This is a genomic window from Dyella sp. 05T440 (genome assembly GCF_056395965.1).
Window position 1 is genome coordinate 40,697 of sequence record NZ_JBFTKN010000013.1, and the last position, 15,788, is coordinate 56,484.

Sequence of the window (15,788 nt, forward strand, 5' to 3'; positions counted from 1 at the left end):
GTCACCCGTGCGGTAAACAATGGAACCCGGCGCCGCCATCGCGACGCCGGGTTCTGACATGCTCAGTGGGGGATTACGCCGATCGTCCGCAACCAGACCTGCACGAGTTTCGGCCACTCGTTGATCGGGAACTCCGGATGCTGCATGCCGAACGCATGCCCACCGTGCGCATAGATATGCATTTCAACAGGCACGTCGGCGTCCTTGAGCGCGGCGAAGTAAACGAGCGATTGCTCCACGCCATCCACCTGATCGTCTTCCGCCTGCGCCAGGAAGGTCGGCGGCGTGTCGTGAGAGACCGGCACACGGGGATTCAAGGTGTTGTGCTCGGTGGCTAGATGGCCCGGGTAAATCGCCACCGCAAAATCGGGGCGGCTGCTTTCCTTGTCGGCATCATCAACCGGCTTATACAGCTGGCGCTTGAAGTTGGTGCTCGCCTCGGCGACCAGATACCCACCTGCAGAAAAACCGAGCACGCCGATCTTGTGCGGATCGATCTGCCATTGGGCGGCATGCGAGCGCACCAGCCTCAAGGTTCGCTGGGTGTCCTGCAGCGATGGCACGGACAATTGAAAGTTGTGCGGGCGGCTGTCGGTCTGCCAGACGTAGGGAATGCTGGGCACGCGATACTTCAGCAACACGCAGGTGATGCCTTGCGAGGTGAGCCAGTCGCAGACGTCGGTACCTTCGAGTTGGATGGCCAGAATCTGGAAGCCACCGCCCGGAATCACCACGACCGCTACGCCGGTGTTGACGCCTTTGGGGGCGTACACCGTCATTGTCGGACGGGTCACGTTGGTCACCGCACCTTTCGTTTCCTTCTCGGGCCCTGGCACCGGTTGCAGGTCAGGCGCAGCGCCCGGCCAGATCGGTATTTGCGTATGTCCCGCTGACGGCTGCCATACCGACGGTTCGGCATTGGCGCTTGCGCTCGCAGCCAGCAAACACGCGGCGATCATCCACCACTTCATTGCGCTCCTCCCTGTTGGCGCTCGGCCAGTGTTGTGCGGTCGAGAGAAATCCATGGGGATTTCCCACCTTCGCGATCCTGACTGACGCATCGGCCCGGCTGCTGCTGCGCTGATGGAATTTTTCGGGCAAGCAGTTGGCCAGCGCCTGCGCGCAACGCGGCGCATGTGCTCCGTCAGCAGGATTGGGCCGCAACGACCGCATCGCCACGACGATCCATCGCCACGGAAACGGACCACAGCAACAAGCCGCCCAGCGCCAGTCCGCTGCCGACCCAGCCAGGCGAGGTCCAGCCATAGCCGTGTGCGATGGCCAGCCCGCCCAGGAAGGGGCCGAGCGCATTGGCGGCATTGAAGGCGGAATGATTGAGCGATGCGGCGAGGCCTTGGGCGTCGCCGGCCACGTCCATCAACCGGGTCTGCAGCACCGTGCCAAGCGCACCGCCGATGCCGATCAGGAAAACCGTGGCACCGAGCGCCCACACATGGCCCGCGGCGAACGGGAAACAGGCGAGGATCAGCGCACTCCACAGCAGCAGGCCGCCGGCGGTGCGCATCAACGCGCGATCGGCAAAGGCCGGCACGATCATATTGCCCAGCGTCATGCCGATGCCGAATACGCCCATCACCCAGGGCACGCTTTCGAGCGGCATATGGGTCACGTGCAGCAGGATGTCGGCCAGATAGGTGTACACGGCAAACATGCCGCCAAAACCGATCGCACCGATGCCCAGCGTCAGCCACACCTGCGAGCGCCTGAGCGCGCCCAGTTCACGCAACGGGCTGGCGTTGGCGTCGGCCGGCGTGTTCGGTGCGAAGGCCAACACGGCGCTCATGGTCGCCACGCCCAACAGGGCTACCAGCGCAAAACTCCAGCGCCATCCCACGGCCTCGCCAAGCCAGCTGGCCAGCGGCACGCCCACCACGGTGGCGCAGGTGAGGCCCAGAAACATCTGCCCCACGGCGCGCGTGCGTCGATTGGCAGGCACCAGCGAGCTGGCCACCAGCGCGCCCACGCCAAAGTAAGCGCCGTGCGGCAGGCCGCTGAGAAAACGGAACAGCAGCATCCAGTGATAACTGGGCGAGAGTCCGGTCAAACCGTTGAACACGGTGAACATTGCCATCAGCATCACCAGCAGACGGCGACGCGGCATGCGCGCACCCAGCACGGTGATCACCGGCGCACCGACCACCACGCCCAAGGCATAGGCGCTGATCGCGTGGCCCGCTGTCGGCGCATCGATGCCCAGCCCCTGCGCGAACAACGGCAGCATGCTCATCGTGGCGAATTCGGTGGTGCCGATGGCAAAGCCACCGACCGCAAGCGCAAGGATGACCAGTCCAACGTGGGGAACGCGAACAGGCGGCGCGCCCGGAGCCAGGGCGGGGGAAGAGGCGGACATGGGGACAACTCGGGCCGTGGGGCAGCGCAGTGGTGCGCTGCAGCACGAAAGAGTAGCGGCTATGCCTCCGGGTTGCCAGCCTGGAAGGTTGGGAGTTTCGACATGCCGCTGCTGAACGCCGCTGGTCGCCGTTCTATGCTTCGGCCACGGCCAAACGGGGGAGAGGCATGGGGATGCTGCGGTTGTGCTGCATGGGGATCGGCATGTTGCTCGCAGGCCAGGCCTGGGCTGACGACTGCCATTTGAGCGACTACGGCAGCCTGCCAGTAGCCATGGTCGGCAGTCGTGCCACCACCATGGTGAAGATCAATGGCACCGATACGCGCTTCATGCTCGACACCGGGGCATTCTTCAACTTCATGTCGACTGCCAACGCCGCATCGCTGGGGCTCAAGCTGGAACCCGCACCTTTTGGCTATCGCATGGGTGGCGTAGGAGGCCAGACGAGTATCCAGCAGGCCCACGTCAAGGAGTTCGGCATCCTTGGCACCACGCTCAAGAACGTGGACTTCATCGTGGGCGGGACCGACATAGGCGATGGATTGCTCGGCGCCAACCTGCTCGATTTCGCCGATCTGGAGATCGATCTCGCCCACGGCAAGGTGACGCTGTTCAAGGCGGAGCACTGCGAGAAGAGCTCGCTCGCGTACTGGGTGAAGGACGGCAACTACAACGTCGTGGATCTGGAGCCAGCTGACCGGGAGTACGACCGGCGCACTTTTGTCACGGTCATCATCAATGGCAGAAAGGTGCGGGCGGTGCTCGATTCAGGCGCCGCAGCCACCGTGCTGAGTCGCGATGCGGCCAAGCGCGCGGGCATCGATGTGAAAGCCCTGGGCCTCCAGGCCGGCACCAGCACCTTCGGCATCGGCGCCAAACCGGTCAGGACATGGACCGCGAACATCGATACGTTTTCGGTGGGGTCCGAAACGATCCAGCACAGCCAGATGATGGTGCTCGACGGGAATTTTGGCGACCAGACGGAGATGCTGCTGGGCGTGGATTTCCTGCTCGCCCATCACATGTTCATTGCCAACAGCAAGAAGAAGGCCTATTTCACCTATAACGGTGGGCGCGTCTTCAGCTTCGCAACCGCGGCGGACGACGAAACCAAACCCGCTGGCACGATGACCCAAGACAATGGCACGGCATCCCAGAGCGCCAGCGACCATGCGCTGCTGGGCCAGGCGCACCTGTCCCGCGGCGAAGCGAAGGCTGCCGTGGCCGAGCTGGATCAAGCAATCCGCATGGCGCCCGATCAATCGGCTTACTACACCGCCCGTGCGCGAGCCCATATGGCGGACAAGCAGCCTGGGGCAGCGCTCGCTGACCTGGACAAGGCGCTGAGCCTGGATCCAAAAAATCTCGATGCCTTGCAGATGCGCGCCGAACATCGCTACGCCAACAACGACCTGGCTGGAGCTGCCACTGATGCAGCGGCGGCTGGCGCGCTGGCGCCGGCTGGATCTGCCCGGGCACGTTCCATTGCCGCCTTGTACATCAGGCTCGACCAGCCCGCCGCGGCCTTGCCCTTGCTCGACGATTGGATCCGTCTGCATGACAACGACGCCATGCTGGGCTCCGTACTCAACGAGCGCTGTTGGGCGCGCGCGCTCAGCAATCAGGTGCTGGACGATGCCTTGAAGGATTGCCGCAAAGCCATCAAGCGCGACGGCGCCGATCCGGCTTATCTCGACAGTCTGGGCCTGGTCCAACTGCGCCTGGGACATTATCCCGAGTCCATCAAGGCTTATGAGCAAGCCGTTGCATTGGGCCCGGGTTCCGCGTGGTCGCGCTACGGACTTGGCCTGGCGAAAGTCCGCAGTGGTCAACCGGATGCAGGCAACGCCGACCTGGTTGCCGCGCGCGCGCTTGATCCGCAAATCGAACGACATGCCAGCAAGTTCGGTTTGACCGTACCGCAACCGTAGGAACGCGCACGTGACCAACGCCCTTCCCACCTGGATCCGCATCGCCCGCACGCGTGCGTCGGTGTTGATCCAACCGCTGGTGGAAGCGGTGGTGACCATGTTTGCCGTATTGGCCACGTTACTGTGCACACTGGGTATCGCACCCGGCAGCGGGCCGGCCGTGCTCGCGGTGGTGTTGAGCCTGTCGTTGTCGCGCAGTCATCTGGATCGCGACCTGCGCGGTCGGCTGGAAGCAGCAGTGGTCCTGCCGCTGGTGGGCCTGGTGGCGATCGGCGTGGGCATGCTGCTGCGGCAGACGCCATGGGTGGGTGCGCTGACCTTTGTCGCCGGCATGTTCCTGTCGATCTGGTTGCGCAACTTCGGCCCGATGGCACGCCGCGCGGGGCACTTGATCGCCCTGCCGTTTGTCACCTTGCTGACCGTGCCCCATGTGCACGCTGCCCATAGCGGCGCGCTCCCTGTCCTGCTGGTGCCGATCGTGGTGGCCTTGTTGGCGCTCTTCTGGGTCACGCTGTTCCATCTGCTGGGGCGTCGGTTGGGCCTGCTGCCGCCGATCACGGCACCGTCGCATGCGCACGCGACGCCGACGCAGGAACGCGGGCTGCGTCCCACCGCCAGCACGCGTATGGCCATCCAGATGGCAGTGGCCCTGACGCTTTCGTTTGTGGTCGGCTACCTGTGCTTTGCCGAACGCTGGGCTTGGATCGTACTCACGGCGTTCATCGTTCATAGCGGCAATCGCGGGCGGCTGGATGTGGCTTACAAGAGCGGCCTGCGCGTCCTGGGCGCGGCCGCAGGCACCGTGCTCGCGATGTCGCTGAGCTTTCATGCACAGGCGAACCCGGGCACCACCGGCGTGTGGATCCTGGCGGCGTTGTTCTTCGGTGTATGGCTGCGTCCGCTCGGTTATGCGTGGTGGGCGTTGTTCGTCACGCTGGCATTGGCGCTGCTGCAGGGCTTCGAGCCCCAGCCGCCGGGCATGCTGTTGTGGCAGCGACTTGAGGAGATCGTCATCGGCGCCGTGATCGGCCTGGCTTCGGCGTGGCTTGTGTTGCCGGTGCGTTCTACCGATGTATTGCGCCGCCGACTGGCGGACGCGCTTGCGGCGATGGCCGAGGCCACCGATCCGGCGACGCCCGAACGCAGCCCCGCACGCGTGGCCAAGGCGCTGGATGAACTGGCCGACATGGCCGCACCATTTCGCGCCGCGCGGCGATTCACCCAAGGCTTTCATGGCATCCAGCCTGCCGATTGGGTGGATACGCTGCTGGCCTGCCGCGCACCGGCCATCGAGGTGATTGCGCGAGGCGAAACCCCGGGCCGGCTGCGTCAGGCCATCGGCGCCGCACGCAAGTCGTTGCGCGAACCCGACACGCTGTTGCCGGCGCTGCAGCAGTTGCGCCAGACGCTGGCGGGCTGATCAATCGCCCGCAGGCAGGTTCTGTACGCGCGACAGCACGGATACACCGTGCTCATCGAACGCTTCCACCGCCACCACGTAGTTCACGCCCTTGTTCAACGAATGCAGCACAAGTCGGGTGGGCTGGTCGGCGAAGCGCTGATAGGTCGAATGCAGGCGATCGGCCGCCAGCCCCCAGCGGACGTTGTAGCCCACGGCGCCAGGCACGGGCGCCCAGACGATCTGGGCATCGCGCGTGTCGCTCGAGCGCCTGGCCGATAGCAGCGTGGGTGCCGCGGGCAGCGCGCCAGTGGCGTTGCCGAATACGCGTAGATCGGCAATGGCCAGCGTGTGTGCGCCGACATGTCGGTGGTTATAGCGAACATAGCGAACAAGAGCCGCCTGATCGAGTTCGATATACGCGTTGGCGCGATCGCGCGTTTCATGGGAGAGATCGGCCAGCGTGCTCCAATGCGTGCCGTCGCGCGATCCCTCCAGCACGAACTGCGTGACGATGTCGGGCGCATCGCCGTAGCGACCTGATTGGTAGTCGGCAATATTCACCTGCACGGCGCGTACCGTGCGCTCGCCACCCAGATCCACCGTCAGCGTCTGGCCCGCCGTGTTGCTCGCGGCAAGCCAGAACGTGCGTGGATTCTCATCCGTCGCTGCCGAGGCAGGATGCCCGGGCTGGGACGACGATGCAGTGGCCTTCTTGCGATAGGACAGCAGCATCCATCCGGTGAAGGTGTCTTCGCCGTCCTGCAGGGCATGGTCAGGCATGCGATGCGGAAAATCACCGAAGCGCGTATCGATCCACATTTGGCCGTCTGTATGAAAACCGGCCGGGTACAGGCCGATGCGTCGCTCGAAGGTCCAGTTGGACCCTATCCACGACGTGCCGCTATTCCACACATTGCCGTGGGCATCCTCGAAGGTTGAGCCGTGGCCCACGCCGGTGACGAAACCGCCGGGCTTCTCGCCGACGGGGTTGTAAGGCGCATAACGGAACGGGCCGAGCGGCGCATCGCTCACCACCACGCCCGTGCCGTAGACATTGAACTCGGTACCCGGCGCTGCGTATTGCAGGTAGTAGCGGTCACCGTGTCGATTCATCCAGGCGCCCTCGAGAAACGGCTTGGTCGTTTCGTCGGTGTGGTCCTGGCCGAACCGTTCCCAGCCGTGCTGGGCCGGGTCCAGTTGAAGCAGCGGCTGCGGTCGGGTGACGAAGGCAAGCCGCTTGCCCTCGCCCTGGTCGATGTCGGCAAATCGGAGGTCGAGCCGGGCGCCGTAGAGCGGGTGGACGTTGGACGAATCCCAGTACAGATAGACCTTGCCGTCGCGGTCCTGGAACAGCGCCGGATCCCAGGGACCAGGCGGCAGCTCGTCCGGTTTCATGGTCGCTTCGCCCACGCTGGAGACTGCGCCTGGCACAGGCGGCAGCAGCCGGGTCCAGAAGGTCCAATGGCCATGCGCGGGGTCGGTGGATACGAGCAGCGGTCGCGGTTCAGTGGCGGACTGCATGAGGAACAGGCGGCCATCGGCGACCAGGGTCGCCGGCGCCACCTCGCTGTCGAACGGCCAGTGATCGGGCTTCACGAAATCCCAGTGCAGCAGATCGGTGGAGTGCCAGTAGCCGTCGGCGAGCGTCATGAACAGGTAGTAGGCGTCGCCGTAGCGCACCATCGCCGGGTCGGCGCCGGTGCGATAGGAAATACCCTCGTTCATCTGCTCGAAGTTGTAGCGGTAGTCGATGTCGATGGGGTTGGCCCAGGTCTGCGGGGCCGCCGGTGCAGCGGAAGCGGCGGTGGCGACCAGCCATGCCATGCAGCAAAGCATGACTCGCCGCAGAGGGGCAAAAGCCTTTGATATAGGGTCTGACATCGGATGCATGCTCATGCTGCAGCGCAGCGGCGCCGGATTCTGTGAACTTCCCTTATTGATCAGGTGACCCGGTCTGTAAGAAACTCCGTCACCATCGCCGTAAACGTTTACATCGTAGCCGCCCGATCACGGCCGGCCAACCCACTCCCCGTTGATCGAAGGACTCGTCATGACTACCCCGTCGCCGCTCCGCCGCCTTGCCCTGCGCACTTGCGCCGCGGCCTGCCTCGCCCTGCTTGGCTCAGTGCATGCGGCGCCCGCCGGTAGCGACGCCGTGCAACTGCAGGTCGACGCGACGGCCAAGGGCACGCCGCTGCCCCACTTCTGGGAAAACATGTTCGGCTCCGGCCGCGCCGTGCTCGCGCTGCGCGATGACTACCGCAAGGATCTGGAAGCGGTGAAGGGCGCCACCGGCTTCAGCTATATCCGCTTCCACGGCATCTTCGACCGCGACATGGGCGTGGCCTATCGCGATCCGCAGGGCAAGCTGCAATTCAATTTCAGCTACGTGGACCAGGTCTATGACGGCCTGCTCGCGCGCGGCGTGAAGCCGTTCGTGGAGCTGGGCTTCATGCCGCCGGAAATGAGCACCGATCCGGCCAGCCATCACGACTTCTGGTATCACCCCAACGTGATGCCGCCGAAGGATCCGGCCGAGTGGGACGCGCTGGTGCGCGCCTTCCTGCAGCACGAGATCGCGCGCTACGGCATCGAGGAAGTCTCCAGCTGGTACTTCGAGGTGTGGAACGAGCCGAACCTCGCGTTCTGGGGCGGCAAGCCCGAACAATCCACCTATTACGACCTGTATGACCGTTCGGCCCGCGTGGTGAAGTCGGTCGACAAGCGCTTGCGTGTGGGCGGCCCTGCCACCGCACAGGCCGCATGGCTGCCGGACTTCCTCAAGCATGTGAAGCAGAGCGGCGCGCCGATCGATTTCGTCAGCACACATGTGTACGGCGATGACACCGCCGACAACGTGTTCAAGACCAAGGAAAACATTCCGCGTCGCGACATGGTGTGCCGTGCGGTGGACAAGTCGCACCAGGAAATCGTCGCCTCGCCGTTCCCGAAGCTGCCGCTGATCTACAGCGAATACAACGCCTCGTACGCCAACCTGCCCAACGTCACCGACACGGTCTACATGGGCCCGTGGATGGCCAACACCATTCGCGAATGCGCGGGCAAGGTGGAGCTGATGAGCTACTGGTCGTTCTCGGACGTGTTTGACGAACAGGGCGTGGTGAAGACCCCGTTCTACGGCGGCTTCGGCCTGATCGCCGCCGACCGCATCGAGAAGCCGGCGTTCAACGCGTTCGCCATGCTGCACAAGCTGGGCGATACCCAGCTGCCGCTGAAGACCGACAGCGCGCTGGCCACGCGCCGCGCCGACGGCACCGTGGTGCTGGCGCTGTGGAACTACACCAAGCCGCTGGGCGACACCGCCGACTACACGCCGGGCGTGCCGACTGGTGCAGCCAAGCACTTTGATGTGGACCTGAAGCATCTGGGCAGCGCCAGGCAGGCCACGGTGTGGCGCCTGGACCAGGATCACGGAAACGCGGTGGCCGCGTTCGACAAAATGGGCCGCCCGGCAACCCCGAGCCGCGATGAGATCACTCAGCTACGTGAGGCGGGCAAACTCGCCGCTCCGGAACAGGCCACCCTGCAGAACGGCCGCCTGAGCATCGATATCCCGCCGCAGGGTCTGGTGGTGGTGGAACTGCACTGACCACCAACAAGCGTGTGACGCCGCCATCCCCTCGTGGTGGCGTCACACGCTGCTTTACCTCGCTGCAGCGGGCGCAGTGACCTCTGGCATTGGCGCCCCACTCTGTACGGATCAAAGCTCGCGCTGCTATCCACCACGGATGACGGCTATGCGTTTCTGGCGCGAGTGCCTGCTCGCTATGCTCATGTTGCTCGCGGCACCCGCCGTCATCGCGCAACGTGCACCGCTGCATCAGTCATTCGACCTACGCGTGCCATGGATGCCGCAGCCGGTGGCGGTCGCCGGCAAGGTCTCGCTGGTATACGAACTGCATCTCACCAACGAGGCGCAGGAGACGTTGACCATCCAGCGCATCGACGTCCTCGACGACCAGCAACACCTCCGTGCCGAACTGACTGGCAGCGAACTCCATGCAGCCATCGGCAGGGCCGACCGGGCAAAAGGCGACGAGCGCCTGCGTGTGGCGCCGGGCATGTCGGCGGTGGCATATCTTTCCGTTCCGCTGGCCGACACCGCCGCCGTGCATCTGCGACACCGTGTGGTTTACGTCGATCAGGCCCATCAGAACCTCACCACCGAAGGCGGCGACGTCGCGTCAGTCAGTAACGCACCACGGCAACTGGGTCCGCCATTGCGTGGCGGCCCATGGGTGGCGATCTACGATGCGCGCTGGGAGCGAGGCCATCGCCGTGTGCTTTACGCCACCGACGGCAGCGTGAAAGTGCCGGGCCGCTTCGCCATCGACTGGATCCGCGTCGGGCCGCACGGCGGTTATGCGCAGGGCAAGGGTGAGTCGCCCAAGCAGTGGTTTGGCTATGGCGCCGATGTGCTCGCCGTGACCGATGCGACCGTGGCATCGACCGGTGAAGGCGTGTCCGAGCCACCCACGCTGGCCGACGGCGCCGCGCACAAGGTGTCGCTGGAGGATGCCGCCGGCAACTACGTGGCGCTGGATCTGGGTGATGGACGCTACGCGTTCTACGAACATCTCAAGCCCGGCAGCATCCGTGTGAAAGCCGGGCAACGCGTGCGCCGTGGGGACGTCATCGGGCAACTGGGCTTCACCGGCGAGTCCACCGGTCCGCATCTGCATTTCCATGTGAGCGATGCCAATGCGCCGCTTGCCGCCGAAGGTTTGCCATACGTGCTGACATCATTCCGTGTCCTTGGCGCCTATGCCTCCATCGAGGAGTTCGCACAAGGCCGAGCATGGACGGCGGCCACGTCGCCCGCGGCCGGCAACGGATTTCCTGCGCCGCTTTCCGTAGTCGACTTCGACGTTGGTCGTTGACGCTGCACCATGCAGACATGCGGGGAACGCAGCAGGAGCGACCAAACGCGAACCTGACGAATGCCGGCGCCAAGGCCCGAAGACCGTTTAGGGCAAAAAGTGACCCGCTCTCTCGCTGGCATGCGCTCATTACGTCGCCCCCTTTCCTGGCCTTTCGTCCAGCACCGCGCTTTGCAGGCGAAACATCGTCACTGCTGCCGTTGCATTTACTGGTCCAGACCTGGTGCGAACAGGTTGGCACGCTCTGTGCTCTGGCAGTTCTCAGTCGAACTGCCAGATAGATCGCACAATGCAAAAGCTTGTTCTTTTCCTGGACACTGATCTTCGCACGCTCGAAGTGGTGCGCTGGCTCGCCGACCGTGTCAAATCGCTACCTTCCAAGTGCGCAGCACTGCCTTGGGTGCGGGCCATCCATGCCGTATTTCGCCTGGCCAAACCCATCGCCATCACGGTGGTGGCGCTGGACATCATCCTTTTGACGACCGCTTGGCTCACGCCCCGACCCGAGCATTTCAGGATTGATCCAGGCCAGCACGGCATCGCCCCGTCGGCTTACTCGCCCTGGTACAAATTCACCGATCGCGTTCAACATCGCTCGTACGCCATGCTGACGTTCGACGATGGCCCGGCCGGTGGCGGACTCGACGAGAAGTTTCTCGAAGTCTTGAACCGCCACCACGCGCACGCGATATTTTTCCTGGTCTGCAAAAACATCAACGAGCGCACGCTGCCCGTGCTGGGAGAGATGGAGCGCAGCGGGAACGTGATCGGCAACCATAGCCTCGACCATCTGCACGTCCCCAGCTTGTCCTACGCGGATGCCTGGCATCAGGTCGATGCATGCAGTTCGCGCATCGCCGACATCACCGGGCATCGGCCGAAATATTTTCGGCCGCCCTTTGGTCATTCGTCAGCCTACGCTGACCAGGCTGTCCAGGCGGCCGGCATGAAGTCGGTGTTCTGGAACGTCAATTCCAAGGACTACATGTACCACGACCCGAATAAGATCTACGAATTGAGCACGCAGAGTCCCGGCGATATGTCGATCTTTCTCATGCACGAGCGTGCCGGCACCGCCGAAGCCCTCGACAAGATCCTTACCGACCTGGAGCACCGCGGGTTCACCTTTGTACTTCCGGATGATCAGAACGCAACCGGTGTTTGAGGTTTAGCGGCAGTCAGATCACCTTGACGTAGCTTGTCGCGCTCAAAGTCCGGGCGCGAGCGGCCACGTTGTAAGCCATGGGTCGTCCGCCCGGTTGTCCCGCAGCCCCATGGCGAGCGCTTTGCCGTCGGCCGTGACGGCCACGTGGCGATCATCGGCAAAATGCATCCACGCCGGACGCGCGGCCATGCGTTGCTGCAAGGTTTCGTGGCGATCCCGGGTCTCTCGCAACCAAAGCATCAGAGCGCCCATGCGAAGACTGGCCGCCACGTCCTGTTGGCGTGCAAGGTAAAGATCAAACTCAGGGCCCGGCATGCGAGACAGCATCGTGCCTCCGCTATTGGCCACCAGGTCGAAGATGTCGAAACGTGGGCTCGCGCCCGGCATGGCAAGGTGTTCGTCTGCCAGCAGCTTTTGCGGCAGGGTGGCATCGCATACGGCGCTGTAGCGTGGCGCCAACAGGCGCTGCGTGCCTTTCACGTCCAAGCTGAGGTTGTCGTACCAGTGTTCCTGTTTTCCAAAGAGGTCCGGCGACGCCAGCAGCGAAAATTCCGACCGGATGCTGGGGCACAGATCGACATCCGCGTCGGTGACTGGCGCGAATGCCGCGGCACACGACTCAGGCATGGGTTCATCGATCGGCGATGCCGCCAGCAATTGCGCAAACAGTTGTATGGCGCCGCGCAAACGAGCGGCGAAGATCATGCTGCTGATCAGGGTATCGCTGTGCGCATGCAGGCGACGCATCGTGGCCACCTGCGTGCAGGCCGCATCCATCGCTTGCGCCTGGTGTCCGTCGAGGAAGCTTGCTGCGATCGCGGTTTGCCATAGCCCCATGGACGCGCCGAAGGACGGTGTCGATGTCACAGGACTGATGGGCTTGTCCGTCCAGACGTAGTCAAAACCGCTAAGCGCTTCGTCACGCACAAGCCGTTGCTGATGGCGGGCCAGCACCTCGCTGACGGCATCGCGATGCGCCCGCACCTTGCCCAGGCAATCGGCTTCGCGCGATTTGCACAGCACGTCGCGATCGGCTTTGGATATCCTGGGAATCGAGGGGAAATCGGACTTGGGATCGGGTAGGGGGTCGGTGCTGCCGGTTCCAGGCTTGAAATGCGACTCCCACGCGAGCACGCGCTGGCGATCCTTGGCGAAAGCCGCGTCGAGCTGGTCGGCCGGCACATCGAAGTCCACGAACCAAAGCCATGGATATGCATTGCGACCCTGCGTCGGCTTGCTATCCGCCTGCAGCGCGGCCAGCGCCTCTTTTTGCTCCGGCGTCGGCGGACGCAGCCGCCCCCATGCAAACACCGCCACCACGGCGACGACCAGTCCAGCGACCGCCCACAGCAATCCCTTCAGCGCGCGATGCATGCGTGTTCCCCTTGTGTCCCTGCACGCATTCTAGCCACAGAAAAAACGAGGGGCGCCTAAGCACCCCTCGTCTCTCAGTGATCGCGGAAACTTGCGATCAGAGCGCGTAATACATCTGGAACTCCAGCGGATGCGTGCTGGCGCGGTAACGGGTCACTTCCTGCATCTTCAGCGCGATGTACGCATCGATGAAGTCGTCGGTGAACACGCCGCCGGCCTTGAGGAAGTCGCGGTCCTTGTCGAGCGCGTTGAGCGCTTCGTCGAGGCTGGCGCAGACCTGCGGGATGTTCTTCTCTTCTTCCGGCGGCAGGTCGTACAGATCCTTGTCGGCCGGTGCGCCCGGGTCGATCTTGTTGATGATGCCGTCCAGGCCGGCCATCATCAGCGCGGTGAACACCAGGTAGCCGGAGTTCATCGGATCGGGGAAGCGCACTTCGATGCGGCGGCCCTTCGGGCTGGACACGTACGGAATGCGGCAGCTGGCCGAACGATTGCGAGCCGAGTAGGCCAGCATCACCGGCGCTTCGAAGCCCGGCACCAGGCGCTTGTAGCTGTTGGTGGTGGAGTTGGCGAACGCGTTGATGGCCTTGGCGTGCTTGAAGATGCCGCCGATGTACCACAGCGCCGTCTGCGACAGGCCGCCGTACAGGTCGCCCGCGAACATGTTGTTGCCATCCTTCGCCAGCGACTGGTGCACATGCATGCCGCTGCCGTTGTCGCCGACGATCGGCTTGGGCATGAAGGTGACGGTCTTGCCGTTCTGGTGGGCGACGTTCTTGATGACGTACTTCATCGTCATCAGTTCGTCGGCCTTCTTCACCAGCGTGTTGAACTTCACGCCGATCTCGCACTGGCCGGCATTGGCCACTTCGTGGTGATGCACTTCAACCACCTGGCCCAGCGACTCGAGCACCTTGCACATGTCGGCGCGCAGGTCGCCCAGCGAGTCGACCGGGCTGACCGGGAAGTAGCCGCCCTTCACGCCCGGACGGTGGCCGGTGTTGTTGTCTTCGTACTTGTAGCGCGAGCTCCACGCGGCTTCTTCGGAGCCGATTTCGTAGAACACGCGGCCCATGTCGTTCTGCCAGCGCACGGAATCAAAGATGAAGAATTCCGGCTCCGGACCAAAGAACGCCGTGTCGGCGATGCCGGTCGACTTGAGGAACGCCTCGCCGCGCTTGGCGATGGAACGCGGATCGCGGCCATAGGCCTGCATGGTGGACGGCTCGAGCACGTCGCAGTGCAGAACCATCTGCGTGTGGGCGCTGAACGGGTCGAGGTAGGCGGTGTCCGGATCGGGCATCAGCACCATGTCCGATTCGTTGATGCCCTTCCAACCGGCGATCGACGAACCGTCGAACATCTTGCCGTCTTCGAACGTGCCCTCGTCGATGGCATGGGCCGGGAACGTCACGTGGTGGTGCTTGCCGAGCATGTCGGCGAAGCGGAAGTCGACGAATTCGACCTCGTGTTCCTGGATCAGATCGAGCACTTTCTGGACGGGGGACGACATGGACAACCTCGACGGGCGAAAAGGTGAGTAATCGACAGGCGTCTGAGCAAGCCGCGTGCCAAGGGGAATGATCTTTTTATATCAATGGTTTAATTACTGCAAATCGATGATGACGCCGCTTGATTGCACGATGATGAAACATCACAAAGCACCATATTGGTGCAATGACGGCGGGTCGGGCGTTCCTGCTTTTGTGGGATTTGCCGTGCGGCGAAATCAGCCACATCGGATGCAACGTGCCCCAAAAACGCCACGCCAGTCCCTTAAGCTATGCCGCTTTGCGCCGGTATGGAACCGGTGCTGACCTCACTGCCGGAGTCTGTGTGAGCGACATCATCAACGTCATCCTGCTTGGCATCATCGAAGGCATCACCGAGTTTCTGCCCATTTCCAGCACGGGTCACCTGCTGATCGCCGAAAAATTCGGCCTGGGCCAGCGCTCGGACTTGTTCAACGTGGGCATTCAGGCGGGTGCGATCCTGGCGGTGACCTTCATCTATTGGAGCCGCATCTGGCAGTTGTTCACGCAGTGGCGTGACCCGGCCAACCGCGATTACCTGGCCAAGCTGTTCGTGGCCTTCATGATCACGGCGGTGCTCGGCTTTATCGCGGTGAAGCTCGGCTTCAAGCTGCCCGAAGCGGTGACGCCGGTGGCGTGGGCGCTGGTGATTGGCGGCATCTGGATGATTGCAGCGGAACGTCTCGCTGCCCGCCAGCCCGATCGCACGCAGGTGACGTGGCGCGTGGCCATCCTGGTCGGCATCGCGCAGATGATCGCGGGCATCTTCCCGGGCACTTCGCGCTCGGCGGCCACGATCTTCACGGCGATGCTGTTTGGTACCAGCAATCGGGCGGCGGCGACGGAGTTCGCCTTCCTGGTCGGCATTCCCACCATGTATGCCGCGACCGGCTACGAGCTGTTGAAAGTGTTGAAGGATGGCGGGGCGCACCACGAAGACTGGACGGCCTTCGGCATTGGTTTCGTGGTCTCGGCCATCGTCGCCTTCGTGGCAGTGAAGTGGCTGCTCGGCTATATCCGCAGCCATCGTTTCACGCCGTTCGCGATCTATCGCATCGTGCTGGGCATCGCCCTGCTGTTGTTGATCCCTGCAGGCGCCTGAGCAAACCATG

The 15,788-nt window shown here is 63.6% G+C and carries 11 protein-coding genes; 6 read left to right on the plus strand and 5 right to left on the minus strand.

Annotated elements, in window-relative coordinates; all coding sequences use genetic code 11:
* Positions 1-62: 62 nt before the first annotated feature.
* Together AC1DE1_RS16440 and AC1DE1_RS16445 are read right to left on the minus strand one after the other, a co-directional pair.
* On the minus strand, positions 63-971 hold the full coding sequence (locus AC1DE1_RS16440; RefSeq protein ID WP_441601751.1) for an alpha/beta hydrolase: 909 nt from the start codon (positions 969-971) through the stop codon (positions 63-65).
* A 173-nt stretch (positions 972-1,144) separates the two neighbouring features.
* Positions 1,145-2,371: an MFS transporter gene (locus tag AC1DE1_RS16445; protein ID WP_441601752.1), complete on the minus strand. Its 1,227-nt coding sequence runs from the start codon at positions 2,369-2,371 to the stop codon at positions 1,145-1,147.
* Positions 2,372-2,574: 203 nt separating this feature from the next.
* Here AC1DE1_RS16445 and AC1DE1_RS16450 point away from each other — a divergent pair, with 203 nt between their 5' ends.
* Both AC1DE1_RS16450 and AC1DE1_RS16455 read left to right on the plus strand, forming a co-directional pair.
* A complete protein-coding gene (locus AC1DE1_RS16450) occupies positions 2,575-4,302 on the plus strand; it encodes an aspartyl protease family protein (RefSeq protein WP_441601753.1) in 1,728 nt (575 codons plus the stop codon).
* 10 nt (positions 4,303-4,312) lie between these two features.
* Entirely contained in the window at positions 4,313-5,722 is a 1,410-nt protein-coding gene (locus AC1DE1_RS16455) for an FUSC family protein (protein ID WP_441601754.1), read from the plus strand.
* Here AC1DE1_RS16455 and AC1DE1_RS16460 read toward each other — a convergent pair whose 3' ends face one another.
* Positions 5,723-7,528: a family 43 glycosylhydrolase gene (locus AC1DE1_RS16460; protein ID WP_477179150.1), complete on the minus strand. Its 1,806-nt coding sequence runs from the start codon at positions 7,526-7,528 to the stop codon at positions 5,723-5,725.
* A 226-nt stretch (positions 7,529-7,754) separates the two neighbouring features.
* Between AC1DE1_RS16460 and AC1DE1_RS16465 the strand changes: the two genes are divergently transcribed.
* The 3 genes from AC1DE1_RS16465 to AC1DE1_RS16475 all read left to right on the plus strand — a co-directional run bounded on the left by AC1DE1_RS16465 (position 7,755) and on the right by AC1DE1_RS16475 (position 11,770).
* On the plus strand, positions 7,755-9,314 hold the full coding sequence (locus AC1DE1_RS16465) for a GH39 family glycosyl hydrolase (RefSeq protein ID WP_441601756.1): 1,560 nt from the start codon (positions 7,755-7,757) through the stop codon (positions 9,312-9,314).
* Between the two features lie 148 nt (positions 9,315-9,462).
* Positions 9,463-10,605 (plus strand): M23 family metallopeptidase, encoded by a 1,143-nt coding sequence (locus AC1DE1_RS16470; protein WP_441601757.1) that lies wholly within the window; start codon positions 9,463-9,465, stop codon positions 10,603-10,605.
* A gap of 289 nt (positions 10,606-10,894) precedes the next feature.
* Complete coding sequence (locus tag AC1DE1_RS16475) at positions 10,895-11,770, plus strand: polysaccharide deacetylase family protein (RefSeq protein WP_441601758.1); 876 nt, start codon at positions 10,895-10,897, stop codon at positions 11,768-11,770.
* Between the two features lie 42 nt (positions 11,771-11,812).
* Here AC1DE1_RS16475 and AC1DE1_RS16480 read toward each other — a convergent pair whose 3' ends face one another.
* Positions 11,813-13,144: a hypothetical protein gene (locus AC1DE1_RS16480; protein ID WP_441601759.1), complete on the minus strand. Its 1,332-nt coding sequence runs from the start codon at positions 13,142-13,144 to the stop codon at positions 11,813-11,815.
* Positions 13,145-13,241: 97 nt separating this feature from the next.
* Positions 13,242-14,657 carry a type I glutamate--ammonia ligase gene (glnA, locus tag AC1DE1_RS16485; RefSeq protein WP_441601760.1) on the minus strand — a complete coding sequence of 472 codons (1,416 nt, stop codon included), beginning with the start codon at positions 14,655-14,657 and terminating at the stop codon, positions 13,242-13,244.
* Positions 14,658-14,980: 323 nt separating this feature from the next.
* Here glnA and AC1DE1_RS16490 point away from each other — a divergent pair, with 323 nt between their 5' ends.
* Positions 14,981-15,778: an undecaprenyl-diphosphate phosphatase gene (locus tag AC1DE1_RS16490; RefSeq protein ID WP_441601761.1), complete on the plus strand. Its 798-nt coding sequence runs from the start codon at positions 14,981-14,983 to the stop codon at positions 15,776-15,778.
* Positions 15,779-15,788 lie beyond the last annotated feature (10 nt).

What these genes read in the sequence shown, in the direction of transcription:
- AC1DE1_RS16440 (WP_441601751.1), bottom strand. Translation starts at nt 971, where the DNA reads ATGAAGTGGTGGATGATCGCCGCGTGTTTGCTGGCTGCGAGCGCAAGC.
- AC1DE1_RS16445 (WP_441601752.1), bottom strand. Translation starts at nt 2,371, where the DNA reads ATGTCCGCCTCTTCCCCCGCCCTGGCTCCGGGCGCGCCGCCTGTTCGC.
- AC1DE1_RS16450 (WP_441601753.1), top strand. Translation starts at nt 2,575, where the DNA reads ATGTTGCTCGCAGGCCAGGCCTGGGCTGACGACTGCCATTTGAGCGAC.
- AC1DE1_RS16460 (WP_477179150.1), bottom strand. Translation starts at nt 7,528, where the DNA reads ATGGCATGGCTGGTCGCCACCGCCGCTTCCGCTGCACCGGCGGCCCCG.
- AC1DE1_RS16465 (WP_441601756.1), top strand. Translation starts at nt 7,755, where the DNA reads ATGACTACCCCGTCGCCGCTCCGCCGCCTTGCCCTGCGCACTTGCGCC.
- AC1DE1_RS16470 (WP_441601757.1), top strand. Translation starts at nt 9,463, where the DNA reads ATGCGTTTCTGGCGCGAGTGCCTGCTCGCTATGCTCATGTTGCTCGCG.
- AC1DE1_RS16475 (WP_441601758.1), top strand. Translation starts at nt 10,895, where the DNA reads ATGCAAAAGCTTGTTCTTTTCCTGGACACTGATCTTCGCACGCTCGAA.
- AC1DE1_RS16480 (WP_441601759.1), bottom strand. Translation starts at nt 13,144, where the DNA reads ATGCATCGCGCGCTGAAGGGATTGCTGTGGGCGGTCGCTGGACTGGTC.
- glnA (WP_441601760.1), bottom strand. Translation starts at nt 14,657, where the DNA reads ATGTCGTCCCCCGTCCAGAAAGTGCTCGATCTGATCCAGGAACACGAG.